At 66.6% G+C, this 24,836-nt stretch carries 28 protein-coding genes; 7 read left to right on the forward strand and 21 right to left on the reverse strand.

Annotated elements, in window-relative coordinates:
• Positions 1 to 7 precede the first annotated feature (7 nt).
• The 4 genes from AC1D2H_RS03420 to ureE are packed head-to-tail and all read right to left on the reverse strand — an operon-like array spanning position 8 to position 2,801.
• Entirely contained in the window at positions 8 to 850 is an 843-nt protein-coding gene (locus AC1D2H_RS03420) for an urease accessory protein UreD (RefSeq protein ID WP_478009880.1), read from the reverse strand.
• Positions 840 to 1,490 carry an urease accessory protein UreG gene (gene ureG / locus AC1D2H_RS03425; RefSeq protein WP_478009881.1) on the reverse strand — a complete coding sequence of 217 codons (651 nt, stop codon included), beginning with the start codon at positions 1,488 to 1,490 and terminating at the stop codon, positions 840 to 842. Before ureG ends, AC1D2H_RS03420 begins: the two co-directional genes overlap by 11 nt.
• Positions 1,487 to 2,170 (reverse strand): urease accessory protein UreF, encoded by a 684-nt coding sequence (locus AC1D2H_RS03430; RefSeq protein ID WP_478009882.1) that lies wholly within the window; start codon positions 2,168 to 2,170, stop codon positions 1,487 to 1,489. Before AC1D2H_RS03430 ends, ureG begins: the two co-directional genes overlap by 4 nt.
• On the reverse strand, positions 2,154 to 2,801 hold the full coding sequence (ureE, locus tag AC1D2H_RS03435; RefSeq protein ID WP_478009883.1) for an urease accessory protein UreE: 648 nt from the start codon (positions 2,799 to 2,801) through the stop codon (positions 2,154 to 2,156). Before ureE ends, AC1D2H_RS03430 begins: the two co-directional genes overlap by 17 nt.
• Positions 2,802 to 2,863: 62 nt before the next feature.
• Here ureE and AC1D2H_RS03440 point away from each other — a divergent pair, with 62 nt between their 5' ends.
• From AC1D2H_RS03440 to AC1D2H_RS03450, 3 genes are read left to right on the forward strand one after another with little or no spacing between them, the layout of a single operon-like run.
• On the forward strand, positions 2,864 to 3,088 hold the full coding sequence (locus AC1D2H_RS03440; protein ID WP_057300201.1) for an AbrB/MazE/SpoVT family DNA-binding domain-containing protein: 225 nt from the start codon (positions 2,864 to 2,866) through the stop codon (positions 3,086 to 3,088).
• Entirely contained in the window at positions 3,085 to 3,480 is a 396-nt protein-coding gene (locus AC1D2H_RS03445) for a type II toxin-antitoxin system death-on-curing family toxin (protein WP_478009884.1), read from the forward strand. The genes AC1D2H_RS03440 and AC1D2H_RS03445 overlap by 4 nt, the downstream gene beginning before the upstream one ends.
• Positions 3,481 to 3,496: 16 nt before the next feature.
• Complete coding sequence (locus AC1D2H_RS03450; protein ID WP_478009885.1) at positions 3,497 to 4,315, forward strand: crotonase/enoyl-CoA hydratase family protein; 819 nt, start codon at positions 3,497 to 3,499, stop codon at positions 4,313 to 4,315.
• Positions 4,316 to 4,349: 34 nt separating this feature from the next.
• On the opposite strand, the gene AC1D2H_RS03455 is transcribed toward AC1D2H_RS03450, so the two are convergent.
• The gene (locus AC1D2H_RS03455) at positions 4,350 to 5,162 is read right to left on the reverse strand and encodes an alpha/beta hydrolase (protein ID WP_478009886.1); all 813 of its coding nucleotides are present in this window, start codon (positions 5,160 to 5,162) and stop codon (positions 4,350 to 4,352) included.
• 226 nt (positions 5,163 to 5,388) lie between these two features.
• Between AC1D2H_RS03455 and AC1D2H_RS03460 the strand changes: the two genes are divergently transcribed.
• Positions 5,389 to 6,663 (forward strand): serine hydrolase domain-containing protein, encoded by a 1,275-nt coding sequence (locus tag AC1D2H_RS03460; RefSeq protein WP_478009887.1) that lies wholly within the window; start codon positions 5,389 to 5,391, stop codon positions 6,661 to 6,663.
• Positions 6,664 to 6,998: 335 nt separating this feature from the next.
• On the opposite strand, the gene AC1D2H_RS03465 is transcribed toward AC1D2H_RS03460, so the two are convergent.
• Both AC1D2H_RS03465 and AC1D2H_RS03470 read right to left on the reverse strand, forming a co-directional pair.
• On the reverse strand, positions 6,999 to 7,631 hold the full coding sequence (locus tag AC1D2H_RS03465; RefSeq protein WP_478009888.1) for a hypothetical protein: 633 nt from the start codon (positions 7,629 to 7,631) through the stop codon (positions 6,999 to 7,001).
• 603 nt (positions 7,632 to 8,234) lie between these two features.
• Positions 8,235 to 9,116, reverse strand: coding sequence for a Kdo hydroxylase family protein (locus AC1D2H_RS03470; RefSeq protein WP_478009889.1), 882 nt, complete (start codon positions 9,114 to 9,116; stop codon positions 8,235 to 8,237).
• Between the two features lie 241 nt (positions 9,117 to 9,357).
• On the opposite strand from AC1D2H_RS03470, the gene AC1D2H_RS03475 reads away from it, so the two are divergent.
• A complete protein-coding gene (locus tag AC1D2H_RS03475; protein ID WP_477932921.1) occupies positions 9,358 to 10,182 on the forward strand; it encodes a DNA/RNA non-specific endonuclease in 825 nt (274 codons plus the stop codon).
• A gap of 61 nt (positions 10,183 to 10,243) precedes the next feature.
• Here the strand turns inward: AC1D2H_RS03475 and AC1D2H_RS03480 are convergent, their stop codons facing one another.
• Together AC1D2H_RS03480 and pepF are read right to left on the reverse strand one after the other, a co-directional pair.
• On the reverse strand, positions 10,244 to 10,912 hold the full coding sequence (locus AC1D2H_RS03480; RefSeq protein WP_477932923.1) for an ion channel: 669 nt from the start codon (positions 10,910 to 10,912) through the stop codon (positions 10,244 to 10,246).
• Positions 10,913 to 10,968: 56 nt separating this feature from the next.
• Positions 10,969 to 12,828, reverse strand: a complete 1,860-nt coding sequence (gene pepF / locus AC1D2H_RS03485; RefSeq protein ID WP_478009890.1) for an oligoendopeptidase F — start codon at positions 12,826 to 12,828, stop codon at positions 10,969 to 10,971.
• 286 nt (positions 12,829 to 13,114) lie between these two features.
• Between pepF and AC1D2H_RS03490 the strand changes: the two genes are divergently transcribed.
• Positions 13,115 to 13,855 (forward strand): hypothetical protein, encoded by a 741-nt coding sequence (locus AC1D2H_RS03490; RefSeq protein WP_477932927.1) that lies wholly within the window; start codon positions 13,115 to 13,117, stop codon positions 13,853 to 13,855.
• A 68-nt stretch (positions 13,856 to 13,923) separates the two neighbouring features.
• On the opposite strand, the gene AC1D2H_RS03495 is transcribed toward AC1D2H_RS03490, so the two are convergent.
• From AC1D2H_RS03495 to AC1D2H_RS03525, 7 genes are all read right to left on the reverse strand, one after another.
• Complete coding sequence (locus AC1D2H_RS03495; RefSeq protein WP_478009891.1) at positions 13,924 to 14,826, reverse strand: PEP-CTERM sorting domain-containing protein; 903 nt, start codon at positions 14,824 to 14,826, stop codon at positions 13,924 to 13,926.
• A gap of 166 nt (positions 14,827 to 14,992) precedes the next feature.
• Complete coding sequence (locus AC1D2H_RS03500; protein ID WP_478009892.1) at positions 14,993 to 15,292, reverse strand: hypothetical protein; 300 nt, start codon at positions 15,290 to 15,292, stop codon at positions 14,993 to 14,995.
• Positions 15,293 to 15,518: 226 nt separating this feature from the next.
• Positions 15,519 to 16,508, reverse strand: a complete 990-nt coding sequence (gene truD, locus AC1D2H_RS03505) for a tRNA pseudouridine(13) synthase TruD (RefSeq protein ID WP_478009893.1) — start codon at positions 16,506 to 16,508, stop codon at positions 15,519 to 15,521.
• 261 nt (positions 16,509 to 16,769) lie between these two features.
• Positions 16,770 to 18,488 (reverse strand): urease subunit alpha, encoded by a 1,719-nt coding sequence (gene ureC, locus AC1D2H_RS03510; protein ID WP_478009894.1) that lies wholly within the window; start codon positions 18,486 to 18,488, stop codon positions 16,770 to 16,772.
• The gene (locus tag AC1D2H_RS03515) at positions 18,485 to 18,790 is read right to left on the reverse strand and encodes an urease subunit beta (RefSeq protein ID WP_478009895.1); all 306 of its coding nucleotides are present in this window, start codon (positions 18,788 to 18,790) and stop codon (positions 18,485 to 18,487) included. The genes ureC and AC1D2H_RS03515 overlap by 4 nt, the downstream gene beginning before the upstream one ends.
• Entirely contained in the window at positions 18,790 to 18,951 is a 162-nt protein-coding gene (locus AC1D2H_RS03520) for a hypothetical protein (RefSeq protein WP_477932939.1), read from the reverse strand. Before AC1D2H_RS03520 ends, AC1D2H_RS03515 begins: the two co-directional genes overlap by 1 nt.
• A gap of 5 nt (positions 18,952 to 18,956) precedes the next feature.
• Positions 18,957 to 19,259, reverse strand: a complete 303-nt coding sequence (locus AC1D2H_RS03525; protein ID WP_477932941.1) for an urease subunit gamma — start codon at positions 19,257 to 19,259, stop codon at positions 18,957 to 18,959.
• A 276-nt stretch (positions 19,260 to 19,535) separates the two neighbouring features.
• Here AC1D2H_RS03525 and AC1D2H_RS03530 point away from each other — a divergent pair, with 276 nt between their 5' ends.
• Positions 19,536 to 21,035, forward strand: coding sequence for a peroxidase family protein (locus AC1D2H_RS03530; protein WP_478009896.1), 1,500 nt, complete (start codon positions 19,536 to 19,538; stop codon positions 21,033 to 21,035).
• Here the strand turns inward: AC1D2H_RS03530 and AC1D2H_RS03535 are convergent.
• The 5 genes from AC1D2H_RS03535 to AC1D2H_RS03555 are packed head-to-tail and all read right to left on the reverse strand — an operon-like array spanning position 21,019 to position 24,833.
• Positions 21,019 to 21,606 (reverse strand): nitroreductase family protein, encoded by a 588-nt coding sequence (locus AC1D2H_RS03535; protein ID WP_478009897.1) that lies wholly within the window; start codon positions 21,604 to 21,606, stop codon positions 21,019 to 21,021. The two genes, AC1D2H_RS03530 and AC1D2H_RS03535, sit on opposite strands and share 17 nt — an antisense overlap.
• The gene (phnE, locus tag AC1D2H_RS03540; protein WP_478009898.1) at positions 21,603 to 22,358 is read right to left on the reverse strand and encodes a phosphonate ABC transporter, permease protein PhnE; all 756 of its coding nucleotides are present in this window, start codon (positions 22,356 to 22,358) and stop codon (positions 21,603 to 21,605) included. Before phnE (AC1D2H_RS03540) ends, AC1D2H_RS03535 begins: the two co-directional genes overlap by 4 nt.
• A complete protein-coding gene (phnE, locus tag AC1D2H_RS03545) occupies positions 22,355 to 23,164 on the reverse strand; it encodes a phosphonate ABC transporter, permease protein PhnE (RefSeq protein ID WP_478009899.1) in 810 nt (269 codons plus the stop codon). Before phnE (AC1D2H_RS03545) ends, phnE (AC1D2H_RS03540) begins: the two co-directional genes overlap by 4 nt.
• A complete protein-coding gene (locus tag AC1D2H_RS03550; RefSeq protein WP_478009900.1) occupies positions 23,161 to 23,967 on the reverse strand; it encodes a phosphonate ABC transporter ATP-binding protein in 807 nt (268 codons plus the stop codon). The genes phnE (AC1D2H_RS03545) and AC1D2H_RS03550 overlap by 4 nt, the downstream gene beginning before the upstream one ends.
• Positions 23,964 to 24,833, reverse strand: a complete 870-nt coding sequence (locus tag AC1D2H_RS03555; protein WP_478009901.1) for a putative selenate ABC transporter substrate-binding protein — start codon at positions 24,831 to 24,833, stop codon at positions 23,964 to 23,966. Before AC1D2H_RS03555 ends, AC1D2H_RS03550 begins: the two co-directional genes overlap by 4 nt.
• Between the last annotated feature and the right edge of the window lie 3 nt (positions 24,834 to 24,836).

The following is a 24,836-nucleotide window of genomic DNA, read 5'->3' on the forward strand; positions in this document are numbered from 1 at the left end:
GCCTGATTCAGGTGGCCCAGATGCGTGGATCACTGGCCGACAGCGCCCACAGCTGCTCGCGCCACAGGGCCCGCACCCGCCGCAGCGCCACCGTCACGGTCTCGACTTCGTCACCGACGACGCGGGTCAGCAGGACGCCGCCGCGCGGGCCGGCCAGATGGGTGACGCCGCTGCGCGCCACCCCGTCCAGCAGGGCGCGGCTGTGGGTCAGCAGCGCGTCCACATCCCCCAGCGCGCCGGTCTGCGCATAGACCAGCGTGCCCAGCACGCGATGGCCGGCCAAGCCGCAGGGGCCGTCGAGCAGGGCCTTGTCCGTCGCATCGAGCCAGCCGCGGTCCAGCCATTGGCCGGCGATCTCCAGGTGCTGCAGCAACCGGCCATGCTCAAAGGGTTGCGACGCGGCGGGCAAGCCCAGGCCCAGCACCTCGGTCGCGAACAGGCTCGCGCCAGGCGCCAGGCTCAACTTCACCTCGTTGCGGGCGAGGCAGCCGGGGTAGGCCAAAGTCTCCTGCGGCAGCCACTCCAGCCGCCCGCCCTCGCCCACCGCGGCCTGCACGACCTGGGCAGCCTCGCCCGCGTTGGAGCGGTAGAAGCGCGTCGCGGCCGGTGTCGTCACGAGCAGATGGGCACCGGCCTGCACGTCGATGTGGATGTCGAGGCGATCACCGCCGACGAGACCACCGGGCGGGTGCACGAGCACCGCATGTGCGATGGCGCTGCCCTCGGGGTAGAGCGTCTTCAGCAGGCGCAGCGGGCCGTCGTGGCGCGCATGCACGCGGGTGGCACCACCGCCATCGCGCGCCGCGCTCAGCGTCAGCCGCGCGGGCCAGCGGATGGGATCAGCCGACAAGCAGGCCCTTGGTCTCGATGAAGGCGACGACGTCGGCCAGGCCGTCCCGGGTCTTGAGGTTGGTCATGACCCAGGGCTTCACCGGCCGCATGCGCGCGGTGTCGCTGCGCATGACGTCCAGGTCGGCGCCCACATGCGGCGCGAGGTCGGTCTTGTTGATGACGAAGAGATCGCTCTTGGTGATGCCCGGGCCGCCCTTGCGCGGGATCTTCTCGCCGGCGGCCACGTCGATGACGTAGATGGTCAGGTCGGAGAGCTCGGGGCTGAAGGTGGCCGCGAGGTTGTCGCCACCGCTTTCGACAAACACGATGTCGGCCTCGGGGAACTTCTCCAGCATGCGGTCCACGGCCTCGAGGTTGATGGAGCAGTCCTCACGGATGGCGGTGTGCGGGCAGCCGCCTGTCTCCACGCCCATGATGCGTTCGGGCGCCAGCGCGCCGGCCACGGTCAGCAAGCGCTGGTCTTCCTTGGTGTAGATGTCGTTGGTGACGACGACGAGGTCCCAGCGCTCGCGCATGGTCTTGCACAGCATCTCGACAAGGGTGGTCTTGCCCGAGCCCACCGGGCCGCCGACGCCGACTCTCAGCGGCGGCAGCTTCTTGGTGCGATTGGGGATGGCGTGCAAGGGAGCTGAAGTCATGAGCGGAACAGTCGTGAGTACTGGGTTTCGTGGCGGGCGCCAAAGACGCCGAGCAGGGGCGCAAAGGCCATGGGCTCGGGCGCGGCCATGGCTGTCGCCACGGCCTGCGGAATGGCTTGCACGAGACGTGCCAGCAGCCGCTGGCCCGAGGTCTGGCCCAAGGGCACGCAGCGTACGGCAGCCTGCATCAGGTTCTCGGCCCAGCCGAAGGCGATGGCCTGCAGGGCCGGCTCCAGCGCGGCACCCCGCGACGCGGCAGCGGCGCCCATGACGACGGGCCAGCTGGGCGCCGGTTTCAGCGTACGCAGCAGCGGCAGGACGGGTGCGTCCGGCATCAGCCCTTGCATCCAGGCCAGCAGGCTGCGGCCCATCTGGCTGGCCTGTTGCAGGCTCTCGCTGGTCTCGCGGGTCTGCAGCACCCAGGCATTGAGTTCGGCCAGCCGCGCGCCGTCGAGCGCCAGCGTGGCCGCATGGGCCGCGGCCGCGACGGGCAGCTCGGCACGGGCCTGCACGAGTTCGAGCTGGTTCAGCAGCCAGTCACCGACGCTGGCCTCGTCATGCCCGACGCCGGCATCGACCACCGCCTCCAGGCCTTCGGAATAGCTGAAGCCGCCGACCGGCAGCGCGGGGCTGGCCAGCCAGAGCAGATGCAGCAGCGCAGGATCAGTGCTTGTGGTCATGGCCGTGGTCATGCCCGCAGCCGGGGCCGTGCACGTGGCCGTCGTCATGCGCCTTGACGGGGATGGCCAGCGGCTTGCGAGCCGGCGCGGGCGCAGCTGCGTGCTCATGCGCATGGCCATGGTCGTGACCATGTGCATCGTGGTCATGCCCATGGTGATGATGACCATGACCGGCGCCTTCGCCGTAAGCCCCACCCTCGGGCTCGAAGGCCGCCTGGGCCTCGGTGACGATCAGGTGCTGGCGGCGCAGCATGTCGGCCAGCACGGCGTCAGGCTCGAACTGCAACAGCTCGGGCTGCAGCTCCAGCGGCACATGGCGGTTGCCCAGGTGGTAGGCGGCGCGCAGCAGATCGAAGGGCGAGCCATGCTCGGCGCAATGGCGCACCTGCAGTACGGGCTGGGGGGCGGCGATGACGCGCACCAGCGTGCCGTCCTCCGCGACCAGCACGTCACCGCCACGCAGGCTGGTGCCACGGGGCAGCACGACGCCGATCTCGCGGCCGGTGGAGTCGGTGGCCGAGAAGCGGCTCTTGCTGCGTGTGTCCCAGTCGAGTTCGAGGGTGGCGGCGCGCTTGACGAGCACAGCGGCCAGGCCGGCACCGCCGGCAATGCGTTTGGAGGCGTGGATCATGGGCTTGTAAAAGGGCAGAGGCGTCGGATAGTATTACAAACGTTATAACCAAAGGGGTCGCAATGAGTGCGCTCAAGGTAACTCAAATCGGCAATTCGCTCGGCGTGATCTTGCCCAAGGAAGTGTTGGCGCGCTTGAAAGTGGAGAAGGGTGACGTGCTCTACCTCTCCGACGCCGTCAACGGCGTGCTGATCTCTCCCTACAGCCCCGAGTTCGAGCAGCAGATGGACGCGGCGCGCAGCATCATGAAGAAGCGGCGTGCCGTGCTGAGGGAACTGGCCAAGTGACCGCAAGCGCCTGGCGTTGGCTGAACGCCGACGTGCTCAGGGCCATCCACCACGAGCAACTGGCCGAGCACGGCGGCGCCACAGGGGTGCGTGACGAGGGCCTGTTCGAATCCGCCGTGATGCGGCCGCAGAACCTGGCGGCCTACGAACAGCCCGACGTATTCGAGCTGGCGGCCGCCTACGCCGTGGGCCTGGCCAAGAACCACCCCTTCATCGACGGCAACAAGCGCACGGCCTATGTGGCGATGGAGCTGTTCCTCTGGCTCAACGGACTGGAGCTGCTGGCCACCGATGCCGACTGCGTCATCACCATGCTCGGCGTTGCCGCCAGCCAGATCAGCGAAGCCGAGCTGGCCGACTGGCTGCGCCAGCAAACCGAACCGATTGCCTGACCTCACGAGACCGCATATGACTGCCCCTCAACTCGAAACCCTCACCATCTCCCTGCAAGACCACATCGCCACCGTCCGCCTGAACCGCCCCGACAAGGCCAATGCGATGAACGCGGCCATGTGGCAGGACATCCGCCGCGCTTTCGATTGGGTCGACGCCCAGCCCGAAGCCCGCGTGGCGGTGCTGGAAGGCGAAGGCAGGCATTTCACCGCCGGCATCGACCTGCAGATGATGATGGGCATCGCCCCACAGATCCAGGACCCCTGCGACGGCCGCATGCGCGAGAGCCTGCGCCGCGTCATCCTGGACATGCAGGACACCCTTACCAGCCTGGAGCGCTGCCGCAAGCCTGTGCTGGCGGCCATCCATGGCGCCTGCGTGGGCGGCGGCATCGACCTGGTCTGCGCCGCCGACATGCGCTATTGCAGCACCGACGCCTACTTCTCCATCAAGGAGATCGACATCGGCATGGTGGCCGACGTCGGCACGCTGCAGCGCCTGCCCAAGATCGTCGGCTCGCAAGGCCTGGTGCGCGAACTGGCCTACACGGGCCGGCGCGTTGAAGCGGCCGAGGCGCGCGAGATCGGCCTCGTCAACCGCGTGTTCGACAGCCGCGAGGCATTGCAAGCCGGCGTGCGCGAGATCGCCGCGGCGATCGCCTCCAAGTCACCGCTGTCCATCCGTGGCACCAAGGAGCAGCTGAACTACGCGCGTGACCACTCGGTGGCCGATGGCCTCAACTACATCGCGACATGGAACGCGGCGATGTTGATGAGCGAGGACCTGACCACGGCCATGATGGCCGGCAAGGGCACGCCAACCTTCCGCGACTGAGCACCGGGCCAGTTCCTGGTGCTGACTGGCCGCGCTACTCGATCTGGTCGATGGCCCAGTCGAAGGACGGATCACCCACATCGTTGTGCGCGATGTTGAAGTCCTTGCGCTGGATCTGCAGGTCCACATAGCCCCGGCCCTTGTAGCGCGCCTCATAGGCGACCACATCGTTCACGTTGCCGGGCGCGTTGGCGCTCGTCAGGATCAGGTGCACGGGCAGGCGGTTGCTGGCCGTGAAGCGGGCTTGCTCGTCCTKGATGTTCTGGGCCGTCAGCGCCCAGAAGGAGCCATCGAACAGCAGATAGTTCCTGAAGAAGGGCGTCGCCACGGCTTCATTGCTCAGCATCAGGGAACCCAGCAGCCCGCCATAGGACGTGCCCGTGAAGCTGCGGACCGCCGTCGTGCGGTAGCTGGCCTCGATCAGCGGCGTCAGCTCCTCCTTCAGGAAGCGGGCATAGGCCGGCGCACCGTTGACGGTGTAGTCGATGGCCCGCCGGTCACCGGGGCCCTGCTCGATGCTCACCAGGATCATCGGCTTGCGGCGCTTGTCCAGCATCTGCGAGAACGAGTTGAAACTCCACTGCCCGTCGGTCGCGTACATCACGGCGTAGCTATTGCCTGACGCTGCGTAGTTCTGCGGCAGGTAGACGTGAAAGGGGTAGGTGATGCCGGTGATCTTGGACGTGATGGACTTGTTGCGCTCCACCATGCCCACGTAGACATAGTCGGGCGTGATCACCACCGGCGGCGTCGGCGTCGGCGTCGGTTCGCTGGCCCCGCCGCCACCGCCGCAGGCCGACAGCAGACAGACGAGACTCAGAAGCAGCAGAGGCAAGCGCATGGACATGAGAGGCCTTCTGGTTCTCGTCCGCTGCCCGCTTCAGTATCAGGACTGCTGGCTGGCCAGGCGGCGCGGTGACGGGTCGCGGCAGCATACGCAGACAGGACCCGGATGGCGCGCTGGAGAACCCGGGTGGGCGCCAGCTATGAAACGCCACGCCCATTTGCGACGATGCCCCCGTGCTCGCCCGCGCCCTTGTCTGCGCCGCGCCGGCCCATCCGAGGTCCACGCCATGAAGAACTCCACCACCACCACGCAGCGCCTTTCAGCCTTGGAGGACAGGCCCATGCTGCCGTGGGCGCGGGCAGCCGCCATCGCCGCGCTGCTGGCATCGCTCTTCCAGCCAGCGCAGTCTGCGGACACCAGCGCTGCGCCAGCGGCCGCCGCCACGGCCCCTGCACCTGCCGGCAGCAGCGTGTTGTTCTGGACTTTCGAGCAGCAGAAGGCCGGCTACCCCCACATGGAGGACCAGTTCCCCACCCGGCTCGTCAAGCGCGGCACGACAGTGGCGCCGTTGCCGGTGGCGGAAAAGCCGCTGGACGTGACGTTCAAGGTCGCGGGCCAGACCTGGACCGTCGACGACTACATGACGCGCAACCGTGCCGCAGGCCTGCTGGTGCTGAAGGACGGCGAGGTGGTGCTGGAGCGTTACGGCCTGGGCCAGACCCCGCAGATGCGCTGGACCAGCTTCTCCGTCGCCAAGTCCTTCTCATCGACGCTCGTCGGCGCCGCCATCCGGGACGGGCGGATCAAGAGTCTCGACGACCCCATCACCACCTACCTGGCCGGCCTCAAGGGCTCAGCCTACGAGGGCGTCACCGTCCGGCAGATCCTCAACATGACGTCCGGCGTCCGCTGGAACGAAGACTATGGCGACCCCAACTCCGACGTCGCCCGCTTCGCCAACGAGCCCAGCGTCAAAGGCTCAGATCCCGTCGTGACCTATATGGCCCGGCTGCCGCGCGAAGCCGCGCCGGGCAGCAAGTGGGTCTACAAGACGGGCGAGACCAACCTGGTCGGTTCGCTGGTGCGAGCGGCGACGGACAGGACCCTGTCCGACTACCTGTCCGAGAAGCTGTGGCAGCCGCTGGGCATGGAAGGCGACGCCTACTGGATGCTCGACAGGTCCGGCGCAGAGATCGCAGGCTGCTGTCTGTCGGCCACGCTGCGCGACTATGGCCGCTTCGCGCTGTTTTTCATGCGCGGGGCCCGCCTGGCCAATGGGCAACAGGTGGTGCCGGACGGCTGGGTGGAGCAGGCCACCACCACGACGCACGAAGCCACCGAGGGCCTGCAGGGCCGCGGCGGCTACGGGCTCCAGTGGTGGACGACGCGCGGCAGGGCTTACCGGGCTTCGGGCATCTTCGGCCAGGGCATCTGGATCGATCCCGAGCTCCATCTCGTCGTGGTCACGCACAGCGCCTGGCCCGGTGCCACCGACCCCCAGTCGGCCATGACCCGACAGGCTCTGATCGACGCCATCACGGCGCAATATCGGAAGAACTGAGCGAGGCTTAGCCGGCTGTCACACGATTCTTTCTAGCCTGGCGGTCTTCGAGGTCAAGCCAAGTTGCCAGAGGGAGGGCGATTTGCCTTCAGGCGCAGCAAGCCAGCCTGCTGCTTATGGCTCGCGGGGCTCAGGTGGAGAAGGCGGAAACAACCTTCCAAGCGCTACCCTGGCTAATGCTCGCAGTAGCACCAGACATAGTACGGCTGGAATACACAGCAATACCGTTGCGCCAAATAGGCGCCATGAACTCCCGCCGTAAAAGCCCGTCCATGCGAGCCATACACCGATGACCGAGGAAGCGAGCAGCCCGAGGATGCCGAAAAATATCCAGCTTACAAGGCCTTCTGTTGATCCAGACATATTTCCTCCAGAGCGGGCGATGGGGTAGATTTCGGATGCCGCGGAAGCAAATCGGACGTAACCCTGTATCTAATTAAGCCAAACAACTCTCGCGAATAGACAAGCAAAAAGATGCGATGGTCTCGGTCTGCTTGCAAGTCAAGCGCAGCTACAGCGACGGAGAACTTCAATTTCTCGTTCCCTACTTGGGCGTTGTCAATGTAGAAAAACGGCAGCGGGACCAGATGCGATTCTTTTTCAGGGAGCGACAGTATTGTGTGGCTACGAAGTTTGTGCAACGAGAGAATATTGTTTGCAGTGCTTGGGGACCGGGTTGTTATACCTTTGGAAAGGGCCAGGGTCAGATCGGGGAGAGGTTGAGTTGCAGGACCAATCAAAAGCGCCGCGTACGTTATTCTTTTCGGAGTTATTGCCTGATTTTCAATTGTCACGCTGACAGTGGCGTTTCTTGGACTATCGAGCGGCAGATCGTTGACGGGTGCGACGGAAAGATCTAGCTTGACATGGGAAATCAACGCATCCCACACACGCCAGACGAAGGCAATTGCTCCGAGGACGCCGCCAGTGATTGTTAGTAGATCTTTGATTTCGCTTTGGCTTGGCACTATTGGTTCTTCTCTACTACCGATCGGGGAAGTAGGCTCGTGTTCCAGGAAGGGTTCGAAAAAGTAGCAATGTGGCGTCGATTCTGAGCTTCCGCAATATGTGCAGCAAGGCCTCTGTACCTGTTTACTAGTCTCAATTGAGGATCTGAGTTCACCGCACGTTGGCATCCTGCTCTTGTGAAGTTGACACGACGGGGAGGTTCCGCCCTCAGCAGGGTGCGGGTTGCGAAGCCCAGCGCTTCAGCCCCCCACGTCCTCGCCACGTCGCTCACGCTTGCCCACAAGGCATCGATGACGGCTTCAAATGATCGGGCAGCGCGCAGCGCGTCCACAAAGAACGAGCGTGCCTCGCGTACGGTGCGGAAGCTGTCCGCAGTGCGTCAACGTGCTCGGTCAGCAGATCTTCGGCCAGGGCATCTGGATCGATCCCGAGCTCAATCTGTCGTGGTCACGCACACCGCCTGGGTCGGTGCGACCGACCAACCGTCGGCCATGGTCCGACAGGCCTTGATCGATGCCATTACCGCGCAATATCGGAAGAACTGGCAAGGCTTGRGAACTGAACTGCCGGCAGGCGGTCGCTCTACCTCTGGATGGCGAGGGTCAAGCGTTCGCAAGCTCGCGTCCAAGCAGACTCTCGAGAATGCGCAGCGGCGCCCTGGTCGGGTCCTGCATGGCGTTGATCGGCAGGTGATAGGTCTGTTCCAGCGCGTATTGCCCGCTGGTTGCTGCATGCGACACGACGTCGGTGAAGACCATCCACGTGCTCCCGGCCGGAAAGGCGTAGGTGCGCTGAGCGGCATGCGCCTGGTAGGCCAGGTCCGCCTTCATCCGGTCATGCAGTTGCAGCATGTAGTGGTCATAGGCAGAGCGTCGGCTTTTCGTGATGCCGAGCAGGTGCAGCATGCGGCTGGAGCCCCATACCGGGCCCGGCAGCGAAGGCAGGTAGTGGCGCGCCACGTTTTCAAACGAATCCCCGAGGCGCCAATTGCGGCTCCCACCCTGCGGATTGATATTGGTGAAGACGCGCAGCACTCGCCTTCCCTGGGTGGGCGAGGACGGGAAGCTGTCGACGTGCAGACGCGTATCGTCCTTTCGCCATGAGGTCTGCCGCCCAGCGATCTCCATGGGCCGATAGCTGGTGCGGGCCTGCTGCAAGCCGGTTTCGTAACCGGGCAACAAATTGCGGACCAAGCTTCTGCTCGAGGTGGCAAAGCGCGCCATCACGTTCTTCAGCCGCTGCAGATCGGCGTCGACGGCGCTGCTGCCGCGAAGCGATCCCGTGATGGGATCCAGACTCACATTCTTGCCATCCCCGGCGACTGCCGGTGACAGAAGCTGCTTTTCGTCGTCTTGCAACGCGAAGCTGAGCTGAGGGAAGAACAGCACGCCGCCTCGTTCGAGCGCATCGACTGCAAGTTCCTGCTCGCTTGCTGCGATGTCTTGATCCCAGACGGTGATTGACGAAGTGATGATGTCTGTCATAGACCTCAATGATGTTCAGGCAAGGGCGACTCAAACCGGCAGCGACCTTACCTGAAAGACGCCCTCGATGCTCGCACCCGGGCATGGCACCGCATCTGGGCCGCGGCGCCTTGGGCGGCCGGCTGTCACCTGTCGCCAGCACCCGTCGGGCACACCACGCCATCCCAGGAAAGTACGGAGCTCGGCGAGGCGCGCCGGGCCCAAGAATCCCGCCGCGCGTGGATGCGCAACGGAGATTCTCATGACGACGACGCGAATTCCTTCCGCTGCCGCCCTGCGCGCCACGCTGGCCCTGGCACTGGCGCTGCAACTGTTGAGCGGCTGCGGCGGTGGTGGCGACATCAACGACTCGCCCGACATGGCCGGCCGGCTGGAGGCCGAGCACGGCGGCGCCGATGGGCTGAGGCAGTTCTTCGACAGCCACAGCGAGCCCGAGATCACCGCCGAGCTGGCGCGCTACGGCATCGGCTACGAGGTGCACGGGCCCGAGCTGGCCAAGATCCAGCAAGCCCACCCGCAGGCCATCACCGACTGCGCCAAGTTCTTCCCCACCGCCGACCGCACCAAGTGGCACAACTTCAACGGGGAGTACTACTACATCGACAGCTCCGGCCGCCCCAACAAGGCCTACGCCGACCTGCCGCCCATCAAGGCCGAGGCCCGCCAGGACAGCTGCCAGACCAGCATCGGGCAGTGGGGCGACGCCGAGAACCCCAGCAACGACTACGACGGCGGCCATCTGATCGGCTCGCAGCTCGGCGGCTGGGGCGGCCGCGCCAACATCGTGCCGCAGGACGCCAACTTCAACCGCGGCAACTGGGCCCAGCTCGAGAACAAGATGGCCAAGTGCGGTGTGCTGGCCACCGGCGCCATGCGCTACAGCATCGACGTCGGCTACCCCAGCAGCTCCACCCTCATCCCATCGTCCTTCACGATGACGATCACCCGCCAGAGCAACGGCGCCAAGGTCACGCTGCACTTCACCAACGTGGACGGCGGCGGCACGAGCGGCACCAGCGAACGCCTGCGCGGTACGGATTTCCTGACGGCCAACGGCTGCAACTGAGGAGCAACCCCGGCGGTCGCAAAGCGCATGGGGCCATCGGCATGGGATGCCCCAGGCGCCCTCAGCGGCGCAGCAGCGTCAACCCGATCAGCCGCGACACCACGGCCGCCAGGTAGCCCACGCCGACGAACATCTCCAGGCTGGTCAGCGCGCGCGCCAGCGGCCGCACCGGGATGACGTCGCCGATGCCCGTGCTGGACAGCAGCGCAAAGCTCAGGAACATCAGCTCCGACCAGGTGCGCGGCTGCTCGGCGTTGACGGCAGCCGAGAAGCTGCCCGGCTGCACGGCCTGCAGCACCACGAAGGTGTAGGCGAAGCCCCAGGCCAGCAGCGTGAAGGTGGCACCGGCCGCGAACAACTCGTCGCTCGTCGCATGCATGTCGCTCATCATGTAGGCGACCAGGCTGCCTGCGGCGTAGAAATAGAACAGCGCTTCCAGCGCGGCGGACCAGGGCTGCAGCCAGTGCAGCTCCCACACTGCCTGCAGCACCAGCATGGCAATGGCCGGCAGGGCCAGGCAGACGCTCAGCCAGGTCAGGCCAGGCGTGCGGCGCACCATGCCGGTCGTGAAGATCAGCACCGTGATGCCGAAGGCACTCAGCGCCACCGGACCGGCGCGTGACGCCTCGAGGACGGGATAGAGCAGCAGGCCGACCAGCTGCACGACCAGCAGGATGGCGGAAGGGTGGCGCCGCGTGAGGGCGAGAAGTCTGAGTTGGCGGACTTGCATGGCGCGATTCTGGCCGCGCCCGACGCCGACGCTGCTCCGGCGGAGGTGCTGGCCCCTCAGGGTTTCGCCAGCAGCGCCTCCATCTCGTCCATGATGCTGTCCATGCGCTTGACCACGGCCTGGTAGGGCGCCGGGGTCGCCATGTCGAGGCCCGCGTTCTTCAGCGCCTGGTAAGGCGCCACCGAGCCGCCGCCGGCAAGCAGCTTCAGGTAGTTGTCGCGGGCGCCCGGCTTGGCCGCCAGGATGTCCTCGGCGAAGTGCAGGGCCGCAGTGACCGACGTCGCGTACTGGTACACATAGAACGGCCGGTAGAAGTGCGGGATGAAGGCCCACTCCTGGCAATACGCCGGGTCGATCTTCATCACGCCGGCGGCGTCGCCGTGATAGTCCTTCAGCAGCTTGCAGTAGATCTCCGTCATGCGCTTGCCGTTGAGCGCCTCGCCCTTGGCAGCGGCGTCGTGGGTGTTGAGCTCGAACTCGCCGAACATGGCCTGGCGGAAGAAGGTGCCACGCAGACGTTCCAGCGCGTAGCCCAGTTGGTAGAGCTTCTCTTCCTTGCTGGCGGCCTGGCCGCGCATGTAGTTGCTGAGCAGCACCTCGTTGGCAGTGGACGCGATCTCGGCGATGAAGAGCGAATAGTTCGCCGTCTCGTAGGGCTGAGCGCGGTTGGCCATGGCCGTGTGCATGGCGTGGCCCCACTCGTGCGCGAAGGTGCTGACCGACTCGAACTCACCCTGGTGGTTCAGGAACACAAAGGGCGGCGCGCCGTAGACGCCATCCTGGTAGGCGCCGCCGCGCTTGCCGGGCGCCGGCAGGGCATGCATGGTGTTGGCCTTGAAGCCGGTCTTCAGCAGGGCCTGGTAGTCGTCGCCAAGCGGCTTTGTCGCCGCGAGCGTCAGCGCGGCGGCATCATCCAGGCTGTACTGCTTGTTCTGCGTGACCAGGGCCGGGTAGATGTCGTAGTAGTGCAGGTCCGGCAGACCCAGCATCTTCTGGCGCAGCTTGAAGTAGCGGTGCAGCGTGGGCAGGCCCTTGTGCACCTCGGCCACCAGCGTGCGGTAGACGGCTTCGGGGACTTCCTCAGCGCCCAGGCTCATGGCCACGGCGCTGGGGTGGTGGCGCAGCTTGGCCATGGTGGTGTCGTCCTGCACCACATTGCCCAGCGTCACGCCGTAGGTGTCCTCATACTGGCCGATGGCACCGAAGAAGGTGTCGAACACCTGCTTGCGCACCGCGCGGTCCGGGTGCTGGCGCAGCAGCCCGTATCGGGTGTCGGTCACCTTCTCGGTCTTGCCGTCGACCATCAGCTCGGGCCACTTGGTGTTGGCGTTGAACAGCAGCGTGCGCACCTCGCCCGTGGCGCTGCGCACAGGCCCCAGCGCCGCGATGACGGCTTCGCTTTCGGCGCTCAACGTGTGCCTGGCCTGGCGCAGGCTGTTGCGCAGGTGTTCGGCATGCTTCTTCAGCCCCGGCTCGGCCTTCAGGAAGGCCTTGACCTTGGCCTCGCCCAGCGACTGGATCTCGGGCTCCAGCCAGGCAATGGTGCTGCCGTACTCGCCGTCCAGTTGCGCCGTCAGGCCGCTGCGCTCCTGGTTCTTGGAATCGCGGTTGTCCGTGGACTGCTTCATGCTGGCGTAGACGCGCAAGCGGTCCATGCGCAGGTTGGCGGCGCTGATGGTGTCGAGCCCGGCGCGCAGGCTCTTGGCGCTCTTGCCCAGCGTGCCCTTCAGGGCCGCCAGCTTGGGCAGGTCGGCCTGTACCGCCTTGCGGGCGGCTTCCCAGTCGCTGTCGCTGGCGAAGAGAGGACTCAGGTCCCAGACGGCGGGCAGGGGCTCGGCATGCAGAGCCTGGCCGCCCAGGGCCAGGCCGAGGCCGAGGCAGAGGACGAGGGCGCGGGGAAGGGGCAGACGCTTCATGGGAGCAAGGGTTGGGGTGTACGGAATCGCGCAGTGTCGTTCCGGATGGGCGTACTGACCGAAGTGACGTCGGGCAAACCCGGAGCGCGGATGGGTGGCGAACGCTTGCACGCCTCAGGGCACCGCCTCGGCCTCGCACGTCCAGCCGCGGATTCCCTCCAGCCCTTTGGCCGAGCTCACCGTCGTGTACTCGGCTCAAGTTCCGCGCCTTAGCGCCGACAAGCCAGGGTCAAGCATCGCCAGCGTTCGGCCGTTCGCCTAATTGCTCGATGAAGTGGAGGGTGACGTGATCACAACAGTCTCGCAGGCGCCCCTGGCGCTCACAACAGGGCAGCGCCCAACGATCGACTCAGAGGAAGTCCTCGCGACCCGCCTGGCGAAAGCCCGTGAGAACGGCGGCACGTACGAAGACCCGGCCTTGGGTGCCGCGACGATCGTCCAGATTCCTGAGCCGCTGACAAGCCAGCGTGCCTTCAGGGAAACGCAGATTGCTCACAACGATGCCGCTGGGCGCAGCATGAACGTCATCGAGAAGGAGCTGGACAAGGTTGGCGCCATGCTTGCCAGGCGTCGACCCGAAATTGCCGCTGCCCATTGGGACTTCAAGCTGGTCGACGGCCGGTTTGAAGTCTCGGGCCTCGACGAAGACGATGCCAAGTGGCTGGAGAGCAAGTTGAACGCAAACCACAAGCTCGTTGATGCGGCCAAGTCGTTCATTTCGACGGCCGTCGCCGCGCTGGAAACAACCGAGTTGACGCCGGCGCATGTCGACTACAACTACCTGTCACGACGCATGGAGACCTACGATTTCTCCAACGTCGCCGAGCAGCTTTCGGACAAGCTCTCCTTTCGCGCGCTGCTGCAAGACTCGGATCTCATCTTTGATTCCAAGCGCATCACTTTGGACGACAACAGCCGAGGCATGAGCGGTCTCAACGTCGTGGCGAACCGACTGACCGTCAACAACCCGCCCATCGAGCGCATGGGGGCGTTTTTCGCGAACCGCTACCAGACGGCGACCAGTTGATCCGAACCCTGCCCGAGAGGCCTGAACCGATCCGATCAACGAGCAGAACAACGACCGGTCGCGCGCCGTCAGCAGCGCCGACGCAGTGCCAGCGCGAGCAGGCCGCCACCCAGCAGCAATGCCACCGAGGGCTCGGGCACCGGTGCATAGGGGGTGTTCCAGTCGATACCGCTCTGGCTGCTGAGCGTGTAGGCAATCGCATTGCCGGCCACGCTGACGCCGCTGACGCCTTGCCAGGTCAGCGTGCTGGCGAAGTCGCTGCTGGCCTCGCTGAACCAGTTCGGCCCGGCGCCGGCCGTGCCCGCGGACGCGCGCGAGAAGATGCCCAGCTCGAAAGGCGTGCCCAGCTTGACCGTGACGCTGAAGCTGACGTCCTGGTCGATCACCTGGTGGAAGGGAAAGCCGCCCTGGCCTTGCCCCTGGCGGCGAAAACTCTGCCCCGCAACCGCCGCGTTGTTGAGCCAGACCTGGTTGCCGATCCGGGTATAGCTGTTGCCGATGGGCAGGCCGTCGAGCACGCCGTCGAGATGGATGCTGAAGCTCAGCACGGCGTTCTGGCCGATCTGGGCCGAGTTGGCCGGCATCAGTGTCCAGGTGTCGGTCCATCCGACCGTGCTCTCGGCCGCCGCGAAGCCGGCACTGGCATTGGCGCGGAAATGTGCGTACATCCCGACCGAACCGTAGGTGGCACTGCCATGCGAGTCCGCCTGAATGGCAGGCGTCGCCTGGTCGTAGGTGGCGCTGGTTGCCAGCTGCTGACCCGGTGTGGTGGTCGAGGCAGCGTTGCAACTGGACAGGCCCGGCCGCCAATCGAACAGATTGCCCTCGGTCGGGAAGGCGCCGGTGGCCAGGCCGGCGCAACTGGACACGAGAACGCCTGTGGCACCGAGATTCTGTTGGCTCAGTTCGGCGGCGAAGGCAGGCAGGCAAGCCAGGGCGAGGGGCAGCAGGGCGGCGAGGCGATGGCGCATGTCGGGCTCCTTGTGCGGTGACCCAACGCTACGCGCCCACCCCGCGGACGTCAGCCCCTAAAACCGGCTGATCCCTGGCGGGTTCGAAATACGTCAGTACGACGAAGGCGTCGCATTTGCGGCGTACGGCCAATCGGCCAATCGGCCGCCCGAACGCTTCTATGCCTCAGGACTCTTTCCCGGCGTCGYGTGTCCAGCCGCGGATTCCCGCAATCACCAGGCCCACCAGGGCAAAGTTGGGCAGGATCAGGTATTCGATATGGTCGCCGGCGTTGACAAAGAAGGCCAGCGGCAGCGTGCTGAGGATGGCCACCAGTGCCCCGAGGATGCCGATCAGCGTACCGAGGGCGAAATCGCCGCCCTCGCTGATGACGCTGCTCGGCAGAGCCCGAAAGCCCATGACCACCAGCGTCAGCGCCACGCCCACGCCCAGCGCGACCAGCCAGGTAAGGAGCGCCCGCTCCAATGAGAACCTCAATGGGCCAGGCGGCGCCTGCTGACCTTGCCGTGCATTGCGCGGTGGCGGCGATTCAGTCCTTGGCTGCGGCACCCTGGTCTCCCTGAACTGTTGGCAGGGAATGTAACGCCACAAGTCCATGGACTGCAGCGGAGCCAGGTGCAGCTTTTCACGGCCTGAACCGACGTCCGCGAGAAACAGGGACTGCCCCCTTCAACCCCAGGTGGGGACACCGTCAATCGACAGCCGCAGACTCGTTCTCCGTGTGCCGGTCAGGCTCGGTGGTGCGGAGGATTTCGTTCAGAACGGAAGTGGCGTAATTCCCGGCGGGCAAAGAGAACGTGAGCACCAGTTGATGGGCTTGCGGCCATTCCCATGCCATGTCCGCCGGGCTCGCCACCAGGGTGCGGCGCTCCTGCTCCAGACCGGCATGTTCCATGCCGTCGCACAAGGTGGCGTGACGTTCAGCCACGCCGTTTTCGAGGGTCTGCGCTTGATCGGTGGTGAGCACGCGGCCCCGTCCCCAGAGCGGCCCGGTGGGCCGGCCCGCCTCGTCCATCACGTCACCGGGCAGGGTCTTGCCCCAGAGCCCCTGCTGAATTCGCAGCGCCAGCACTTCATTGAAGACGAAGGAGCGCACCGCCGACAGGTAGATGCCCTTCTTCTTCGGGTTGCGAACGCGGATTTCGCGCGCCAGCATGGCGCGGCCCTGTTCGACGTTGCCGCCCTCAAAGCCAAAACGCTGAGCACCGAAGTAGTTGGGCGCGCCATATGACGCCACGGCCTTGAGATTGGCCTCGATGGCGTCGCGGTCGCCGGTCACGTCACGCAGCACGATGCGGAATCGGTTGCCCTGCAGATCACCGCGGCGCAGCTTTTTCACGTGGCGGCTCTGGCTCAGCACCTTGAATTCCGGGTGCTGAAGCCCGGTCAGGTCGGGCGTCTCTCCCTTGGGCAGGTAGATGCTGAACCACTGACGGGTGATGGCGTAGCGGTCCTTGAGGCCGGCATAGCCCACGTCCCTTTCCTGCACGCCGGCGGCCTCGGCCAGCTGCTGGGCGACGAAGACGGTGTTGGCGCCGTTCTTTTCGATGTCCAGCCAGATGTGTTCGCCCTCACCGGAGGGCAGCTGCAGCGGCAGCTCGGTCACGATGAAGTCTTCGTTGAGGAATTTCAGCGTGGCGTTGGCGCCGCTGGCCGGACAAGCGTTGGGCCACTGCGGCAAGTTCGTGTATTGAGCGTCGGTCATGAGCGGTCTGACGGCACCAGCTGTAGAGAGGGACAGGCTGCCCAGCCGACCAGGGGCAGTCCAGACAGCGATTCTCTCCCGACCTGTATGCCTGCTGTCAGCGGTGCTCGCCGGGACGTCAATGACCGATCGCTGTGGTCCTGAAGCAGAAGATGAGCACTCGCCTGGCAAACAGCGCAAACCAGCGTCAATGCCTCTTTTCCAATGCCTTGCCTGGCCTCTCGAGACGTGGCGTTTCTAGAACAGGAAATACCGCTGCGCCATCGGCAACTCCTTGGCCGGCTCGCAGGTCAGCAGCACGCCGTCCGCCCTCACCTCATAGGTCTGCGCATCGATCTCCATCGTCGGCAGGTAGTTGTTCAGCAGCATGTCGGCCTTCTTGACCGAGCGGCAGCCCTTCACGGGCACCAGGGTCTTGGCCAGGCCCAGCTTCTCGACGTTGCCCTGCCCTGCCTGGCTGACGAAGGTCAGCGAGCCCTGGGCCAGCGCAGCGCCGAAGGAACCGAACATCGGCCGGTAGTGCACCGGCTGCGGCGTCGGGATGGAGGCATTGGGGTCGCCCATCGCAGCGGCAGCGATGAAGCCGCCCTTCAGGATCAGCGCGGGCTTCACGCCAAAGAAGGCGGGCTTCCACAGCACCAGGTCGGCCCATTTGCCGACCTCGATCGACCCCACCTCGTGGCTGATGCCGTGGGCCAGCGCAGGGTTGATGGCGAGCTTGGCGAGGTAGCGCTTCACGCGGGCGTTGTCGTTGCCGGCGCCGTCCCCAGGCAGCGCACCACGCTGCACCTTCATCTTGTGCGCCGTCTGCCAGCAGCGTAAGGAAACCTCGCCCACGCGGCCCATGGCCTGGGAGTCGGACGAGAACATGCTGATGGCGCCGAGGTCGTGCAGGATGTCTTCGGCGGCGATGGTCTCGCGGCGGATGCGACTCTCGGCAAAGGCGAGGTCCTCGGCGATGCCGGCGTCCAGGTGATGGCAGACCATCAGCATGTCGAGGTGCTCGTCCAGCGTGTTGACGGTGAACGGCCGCGTCGGGTTGGTGGAACTGGGCAGCACATTGGCCTCGCCCACCACCTTCATGATGTCCGGCGCATGGCCGCCGCCCGCGCCCTCGGTGTGGAAGCTGTGGATGGTGCGGCCCTTGAAAGCGGCAATCGTGTCTTCGACGAAGCCGCTTTCGTTGAGCGTGTCCGTGTGGATGGCGACCTGGGTGTCGGTCAGCTCGGCCACGTTCAGGCAGTTGCCGATGGCCGCGGGCGTGGTGCCCCAGTCCTCGTGCAGCTTCAGGCCGATGGCGCCGGCGTCGATCTGCTGCATCAGGCCTTCGGGGCGCGAGGCATTGCCCTTGCCCATGAAGCCGAGGTTCATCGGAAAGGCCTCGGCGGCCTTCAGCATCGTCGCGATGTGGTGGGGGCCGGGCGTGCAGGTGGTGGCCAACGTGCCGGTGGCGGGGCCGGTGCCGCCGCCGATCATGGTGGTCACGCCGCTCATCAGCGCCTCTTCGATCTGCTGAGGGCAGATGAAGTGGATGTGGGTGTCGATGGCGCCAGGCGTGACGATGAAGCCCTCGCCGGCGATGATTTCGGTGCCGGGGCCGATGACGATGTCCACGCCCGGCTGCACGTCGGGGTTGCCGGCCTTGCCGATGGCGGCGATGCGGCAGCCGCGCAAGCCGATGTCGGCCTTGACGATGCCCCAGTGGTCGAGGATGACGACGTTGGTGATGACGGTGTCGACCGCGTCACCCGGGCCGGGGCCGTTGATGCGCTGGGACTGGCCCATGCCGTCGCGCACGGTCTTGCCGCCGCCGAATTTCACTTCCTCGCCGTAGCCGCCGGAGCGCAGCGTCAGGTCCTGCTCGATCTCGATGACGAGGGCGGTGTCGGCCAGGCGCAGCCTGTCGCCGACGGTGGGGCCGAGCATCTCGGCATAGGCGCGTCGACTGATCTTCATAGCTTGCCCTGCACCAGGCCACGAAAGCCCCAGACGGTGCGGTCACCGGCGAGATCCACCAGCTCGACGGTGCGCGTCTGTCCCGGCTCGAAGCGCACGGCCGTGCCGCTGCAGATGTTGAGCCGCATGCCGCGCGCGGCCTCGCGGTCGAAACCGAGGGCCGCATTGGTCTCGGCGAAGTGGTAGTGCGAGCCGACCTGGATGGGCCGGGTGCCGGTGTTGGCGACCTTCAGCGTCAGCGTGCGGCGGCCGGGGTTGAGTTCGTGTTCGCCGTCAGCGGTGATCAGTTCGCCGGGCACCATCACTTGCGGCCCTTGGTCAACCACCAGACCGCGACGCCGGCCGCGGCGATGAGGGCCGTCATGCCGACGCCGTCCCAACCGTGCAGATGGGCGGACGGCGCGCCATGGCCGTCGTGGGCAAGCGCCGGGGCGCTCAGCAGGGCAAGCAGGAGTGCGCGCATGGGGTTCAGACGATGGGTTGGTGAACGGTGACGAGCTTGGTGCCGTCCGGGAAGGTGGCCTCGACCTGGATCTCGGGAATCATCTCGGCGATGCCGTCCATGACATCGTCCCGGGTCAGGATCTCGCGGCCCTCGCTCATCAGCTGGGCGACCGTCTTGCCGTCGCGTGCACCTTCGAGGATGGCGGCGCTGATGAAGGCGACGGCCTCCGGGTAGTTGAGCTTGAGCCCGCGCGCGCGGCGCCGCTCGGCCAGCAGCGCCGCGGTGAAGAGCAATAACTTGTCTTTCTCACGTGGAGTCAATTCCATCTTGCTTCGCTCGATCCTTGTCAGTCAGCACGTGCGGCCGCAGATGCCGGCCGAACTCGGGGAGTGAGCTCCATCTCTCTTCACTTGTTGGTCAGCTTGGTCGCCAAGCATGGGAAGTCAGCTCCATGTTGGCCTGCCGACAGCTTCAGGGCAATGGGCGCTACCTAACCCCTAGCTTGAAGCATGCCAGAGGTGATTTTTCCGCAAGCCTGGGGATTCACCTGCGCTGCCACAGGTCCACGATGCCTTTCCGCTTGGCGCATTCAGGAGACTGCCATGACTACCCCCAACAACGGCCACGGCCTGCTCGGCACGCGCGAACAGAAGTTCACCCGCCTGCTGCCCGAGAACCACAAGCCCTTCAGCGACGCCAGCCTCGACGCCCTGGCCGCGCTGATGATCGTCCCGGACGACGAGCTCAACGACGGGGCCGACGCCGAGGAGAACCTGAAGGTCCCTGCCGGCTACACCTACTTCGGCCAGTTCATCGACCATGACCTGACGCTGGACACGACTTCGTCCTTCTCCAGGCCCACGGACGCCGCCTCCAACCTGCGCACGCCGGCCATGGACCTGGACTGCGTCTACGGCGCCGGGCCCCAGGACCAGCCCTATATGTACGCCGCCGACGGCGCCACGCTGCTGATCGACGCCAGCGGCAAGGACCTGATGCGCCAGCCGGTGAACGGCCGCGCCATCATTGGCGACAAGCGCAACGACGAGAACTCCATCGTCTGCCAGATCCAGCTGGCGATGATCAAGTTCCACAACGCCGTCGTGGCCAAGCTGACCGCCAGCGGCGATACCGGCAACCTCTTCGAGCGCGCCCGCGCCGAGGTCACCTGGACCTACCAACGCGTCGTGCTGGAAGACTATCTGCTGCGCATCGTCAACACCCACACCTACGACTTCTTCACCCAGCGCCGCGCGGCCCTCGGCGATGCCGCCTACGACCTCTACGTGCCGACGCTGCGCACCCAGCTGCCCAAGGAATTCGTTGGTGCGGCCTACCGCTACGGCCATTCGATGGTGAGGCGCGGCTACCGCCTCAACACCGCGACCAAGAAGCTCATCTTCGACGGCGGCGACCTGACCGCCGACAGCCTGATCGGCTTCCAGCCACTGCCGGAAAACCATGTCATCGACGACTGGGGCCGCTTCTTCACGCCGAGCTTCGGCATCCCCGTCAAAAACGGCCCCGAGCCGGTGGAGAACAACCCGGCCGTGCGCCTGCAATGGGCCTACAAGATCGACCCCTCGCTGGTGGACCCGCTCGCCAAGTTGCCGCCCAGCGTGGGCAACGGCGCCTCGCTGGCGAGCCTGAACCTCAAGCGCGGCAACCTGCCCAGCTATGCCATCGCCACCGGCCAGGCCTTTGCCGCCAAGCTGCGCGAAAAGCCGCTGGGCGAGGACGAGCTGATGGTGCGTGCCGAAGGCGCCAACGGCTTCACCTTCAAGAGCATCGCCAGCGCCGATCAGCGCTTCCTGACCGAAACGCCGCTGTGGTTCTACATCCTGGCCGAAGCTCAGGTGCCGGTGCTGACCTATTGGCGCGAGGCGGGCAAGCGTGATTTGAACGATGACGACTTTGCCACCGGCCCCTGCTCGGTCTCGCAGCTCGGCCCGGTGGGCGGGCGCATCCTGATGGAGGTATTCAACGGCATCGTCGACGCCGACCCACGCTCCTTCCGCAATGCCGCGCCGGCGGGCTGGGTGCCGATGATCGGCAAGGAGATCAGCTTCTGGAACGTGTTGAAGTTCACCGGTCTGGTGTGAGCGGCTGCCACTCCACGAGCACCTGATCGGCGGCCGGCTTGCGCGCCGGCCCCGCAGGGCGGCGCGCGGGCGTGCCCAGCGCGATCCAGCCGACCAGCGTCTCGCCCGGCTCGCAGAAGGCCGCAGCGATGGCCGGGTTGCGCACCTTGGCGCCGCTGAGCATCTTGCCGCCAAAGCCCAGGGCGTGGGCCGCCGTCAGGAAGTTGGCGATGGCGCCGCCCACGGCCGCCCACTGCTCGTGCGCGGGCACCTGCGGGTGGCCGAGGTCGATGCGGGCGACGACGGCGACCGTCAGCGGCGGCTTCAGCGCGCGCTCGGCGTCCAGCGCCGCGCCCTCCTCACCCTTGCCGGCAGCCAGGGCCGCGTCGGCAAACAGGGCGGCCATGCTCTCTTTTGCGGCGCCACGCACCAGCCTGAAGCGATAAGGCACCAATTCGGCGTGATCGGGTGCGCGCAGCGCGGCCTGCACCATCAGCACGAGTTGCGCGTCGCTCGGCCCGGGCTCGACGAGGTGCTTGGGGCCGACCGAATAGCGGGTCAGCAGGGCCTGCAGCAGGGTCTCTTCCATCATTGCGTCAACATCCTTCGGGCGGCCCAGGACAGCGCGTCCACCAAGCCCACCAACGCGATCATCGCCATCAGCACCGTGCAGGTCTCGTGCATCTGGAAGAGTCCCAGGTGGTAGCTCAGCATCTGGCCCAGGCCGCCGGCGCCGACGACACCCAGCACGCTGGCCGCGCGGATATTGTTCTCCCAACGGTAGAGGGTGTAGCTGACGAGCTGGGGCAGGGTCTGCGGCAAGGTGGCGAACAGCCACACGCGACCTGCGCCCACGCCGCGCTGGCGCAGTGCCAGGGCCACCTCGGGCGAAGCGTTCTCGAAGCTCTCGGCAAACAACCGGCCCAGCACGCCGCTGGTGTGCAAGGCCAGGGCCAGCGTGCCCGGCAGCGGCCCGAGGCCCGCTAGGATGAGCAGCAGCGAGGCCCAGACCAGCTCCGGCACGCTGCGCAATGCGTTCAGCACCAACCGGGCCGCCACACGCGCCGCGCCCGAACCGGCCGCCGGCAAGGCCAGCAGCAGGCCGCCGACCACGGCCAGAGCCGTGCCGATGGCCGACATCGCCAGCGTCTCCAGCAGCGCCCAGCCGGTCCTGGCCAGGAAGGCCGGCGCGGTCTCGGGCGGGAAGAAGCTCAGCCCGAAGCGGCCCATGCTGGCCAGGGCCTCGGGCCCGAGGAAGGCGGCCCATTGCAGGTCCAGCGACCAGAAGCTGGCGATGACGAGAGCCAGCAGCCCGGCGACCACGGCGGCGGTGGACAACCTCATGCGAGTCTGCTCCTCAGCCAGCGGCTGAACGCATCGCTGGCCATCACCAGCGCGATGAACACCAGCAGGATGGCGCTGACCTCGTTGCCGGCAAACATCTTGGAGGCGTTGTCCAGCTGCTGGCCCAGGCCGCCGGCGCCGACGAAGCCGAGCACGACGGACGAGCGCACCGCGCATTCCCAGCGGTAGACCGTGTAGCTGAGCAGCTCGGGCAGGCAGCTCGGCAGCGCGCCGAACAGCAGGGCCTGCAGCCGGCCGCTGCCCGAGCGCAGCAGGGCCTGGGTGGGCGCGGCGTCGGCGCTCTCCAGGATCTCCGCATAGACCTTGCCCAGCATGCCGCCGTAGGCAATCGCAATGGCCAGCACGCCGGCCGTGGCACCGAGGCCGACGACGCGGACAAAGACCAGGGCCCAGACCAGCTCCGGGATGGAGCGCAGCAGCACCAGCAGCGCACGCACCGCGCGGCGCAGCCAGCGCGCCGGGCCGGGGCGGCCCTCCAGCGTGCTGGCCGACAGCCGCGCCGTCGACACCAGGGCCAGCGGCAAGGCCAGCAGCAGCGCCAGGCTCATGCCCGCCGTCGCGATGGCCACCGTGCGCCAGGTGTCGCGCCCCAGCAGGCCCAGGAACTCGGCATCGGCGCGCGGCGTGATGAACTGGGCCAGGAAACGCCCGGTCGCGCGCAGGCTGCGCTCATCGAACAGCGCCCAGGGCTTGAACTCGGCCAGCACCAGCAGCGGCCAGGCCAGCACCAGGGCGATCAGCAGCGTGGCCCAGCGCTGGCCGACGGCGGGGTCACGCAGCGTCATCGGCACATGGCCTGCGGCAACGGTACGGCCTGAGGCAGCGGCGCGATCTCGGGCGGTGCCTCGTTCTGGCTGCGGTAGAGCTCGTCCAGCAGCTCTTCATCGAGGCCGCCCGGCGCGCCGTCGTAGACGACCCGGCCGGCGCGCAGCGCGACGACGCGGGGGAAGTGCTTCAGCGCCAGATCGACCTGGTGCAGGCTGCAGACCAGGGCCGCGCCGCGCTCGCTGGCGTTGCGCTGCAGCGTTGCGAGGGCCAGCCCGGCACGGGTCGGGTCCAGCGCGGCCAGGGGCTCGTCGGCCAGCCACAGGCGGGCATCGGACACCAGCAAGCGCGCCAGGCCAACGCGTTGGCGCTCGCCGCCGGAGAGCCGGTCCACACGCAGCCAGAGCTTGTCGGCCAGATCCAGCTGCGCCAGCGCGGCCTGGGCCAGTGGCGCATCCGGCGGGCTCCACAGCGTGCGCAGGCTGCGCGCCAGCGACATGCGCGGCAGGCGCGCGGCCAGCACGGCCACCGCTACGCGCTGGCGTGGCGGCAAAGGCGGCTGCTGCGGCGCCAGCGCGATGTCCGCCCGCAAGCGCTGACGCTCTGCGCGGCCCAGCGCCCAGGGGTCAGCGCTGTTCAACGTGAAGCGCCCACTCAGCGGGCATTGCATCAGCGCCAGCAGGTTCAGCAGCGTCGTCTTGCCCGCGCCCGAGGCACCGATGACAGCGACCTGCTCGCCCGCGGCCAGCGCGAAGCTGACGCCGCGCAGCACGGGCGTTGTTCCACCGAGCGCCGCGGCGTCGATGCCGCTGATTGCAATCACTTCAGCAGGCCAGCGTTCTCGGCTGCAGCCTTGATGCCGACATAGTTCTCCGGCTTGGTCGCCACGAACTTCGTCGCGCGCTGCAGGCCGAGGATCTCCTTGCCTTGCGGCGTGTTCGGGTCCAGCGCGAGGAAGGCGGCCTTGATCTTGTCCTGCAGGGCCTGCGGCATGTCGGCGTGGACCGACCAGTTGTAGTCGTAGTAGGCCGGCGTCGTGTAGAAGACCTTGACCTGCATCGGGTCGACCTTCTTGTCGGCGACGAACTTCTCCCAGACCGAGATGTTCAGCGCACCGGCGTCCACCTTGCCGCTCGCGACGGCGGCGATGGTCGCGTCATGCGCGCCGCTGAAGGCCACACGCTTCAAGTCCACGTCGGGGTTGATCTTGGCGGCCAGCAGATAGCTGCGCGGCATCAGGTGGCCGGAGGTGCTGCTCTGCGAACCGAAGCTCAGCGTCTTGCCCTTCAGGTCTTCCAGCTTGGCGATGCCGCTCTTGGCATCGGTGATGAAGACAGAGCGGAACTTCTCGTCCTCCTCGCGTTGCACCAGCGGGACGATCTTGCCGTTGCTGCGCACATTGGCCTGCACGAAGGTGAAGCCGCCGAACCAGGCCAGGTCGATCTTCTTGTTGACCACCGTCTCGACGGCCGCGGCGTAGTCGGTCACCGGCGTCCACTCGACCTTCATGCCGAGCTTGCTCTCCAGGTAGGCCCCCAGCGGCGCGAACTTGCGCGCCAGTTCGGTGGGTGACTCGTCGGGGATGGCGGTCACGCGCAGTACCTGCTGGGCCTGGGCGGCCACGCCGGCCAGCGCCAAGGACATCACCACACCGCGCGCCAGACTGGCGACGACACGAGAGAGGGCCATATT

The organism is Roseateles sp. P1_C1_2, assembly GCF_056406535.1.

Coding starts and splice junctions, on each gene's coding strand:
- AC1D2H_RS03495 (WP_478009891.1), bottom strand. CDS start 14,826: ATGCGCCATCGCCTCGCCGCCCTGCTGCCCCTCGCCCTGGCTTGCCTG.
- AC1D2H_RS03520 (WP_477932939.1), bottom strand. CDS start 18,951: ATGCGCGCACTCCTGCTTGCCCTGCTGAGCGCCCCGGCGCTTGCCCAC.
- AC1D2H_RS03470 (WP_478009889.1), bottom strand. CDS start 9,116: ATGACAGACATCATCACTTCGTCAATCACCGTCTGGGATCAAGACATC.
- AC1D2H_RS03555 (WP_478009901.1), bottom strand. CDS start 24,833: ATGGCCCTCTCTCGTGTCGTCGCCAGTCTGGCGCGCGGTGTGGTGATG.
- AC1D2H_RS03525 (WP_477932941.1), bottom strand. CDS start 19,259: ATGGAATTGACTCCACGTGAGAAAGACAAGTTATTGCTCTTCACCGCG.
- AC1D2H_RS03515 (WP_478009895.1), bottom strand. CDS start 18,790: ATGGTGCCCGGCGAACTGATCACCGCTGACGGCGAACACGAACTCAAC.
- AC1D2H_RS03475 (WP_477932921.1), top strand. CDS start 9,358: ATGACGACGACGCGAATTCCTTCCGCTGCCGCCCTGCGCGCCACGCTG.
- AC1D2H_RS03450 (WP_478009885.1), top strand. CDS start 3,497: ATGACTGCCCCTCAACTCGAAACCCTCACCATCTCCCTGCAAGACCAC.
- AC1D2H_RS03535 (WP_478009897.1), bottom strand. CDS start 21,606: ATGATGGAAGAGACCCTGCTGCAGGCCCTGCTGACCCGCTATTCGGTC.
- pepF (WP_478009890.1), bottom strand. CDS start 12,828: ATGAAGCGTCTGCCCCTTCCCCGCGCCCTCGTCCTCTGCCTCGGCCTC.
- phnE (WP_478009899.1), bottom strand. CDS start 23,164: ATGACGCTGCGTGACCCCGCCGTCGGCCAGCGCTGGGCCACGCTGCTG.
- ureC (WP_478009894.1), bottom strand. CDS start 18,488: ATGAAGATCAGTCGACGCGCCTATGCCGAGATGCTCGGCCCCACCGTC.
- AC1D2H_RS03440 (WP_057300201.1), top strand. CDS start 2,864: ATGAGTGCGCTCAAGGTAACTCAAATCGGCAATTCGCTCGGCGTGATC.
- ureG (WP_478009881.1), bottom strand. CDS start 1,490: ATGACTTCAGCTCCCTTGCACGCCATCCCCAATCGCACCAAGAAGCTG.
- AC1D2H_RS03460 (WP_478009887.1), top strand. CDS start 5,389: ATGAAGAACTCCACCACCACCACGCAGCGCCTTTCAGCCTTGGAGGAC.
- phnE (WP_478009898.1), bottom strand. CDS start 22,358: ATGAGGTTGTCCACCGCCGCCGTGGTCGCCGGGCTGCTGGCTCTCGTC.
- ureE (WP_478009883.1), bottom strand. CDS start 2,801: ATGATCCACGCCTCCAAACGCATTGCCGGCGGTGCCGGCCTGGCCGCT.
- AC1D2H_RS03530 (WP_478009896.1), top strand. CDS start 19,536: ATGACTACCCCCAACAACGGCCACGGCCTGCTCGGCACGCGCGAACAG.
- AC1D2H_RS03480 (WP_477932923.1), bottom strand. CDS start 10,912: ATGCAAGTCCGCCAACTCAGACTTCTCGCCCTCACGCGGCGCCACCCT.
- AC1D2H_RS03430 (WP_478009882.1), bottom strand. CDS start 2,170: ATGACCACAAGCACTGATCCTGCGCTGCTGCATCTGCTCTGGCTGGCC.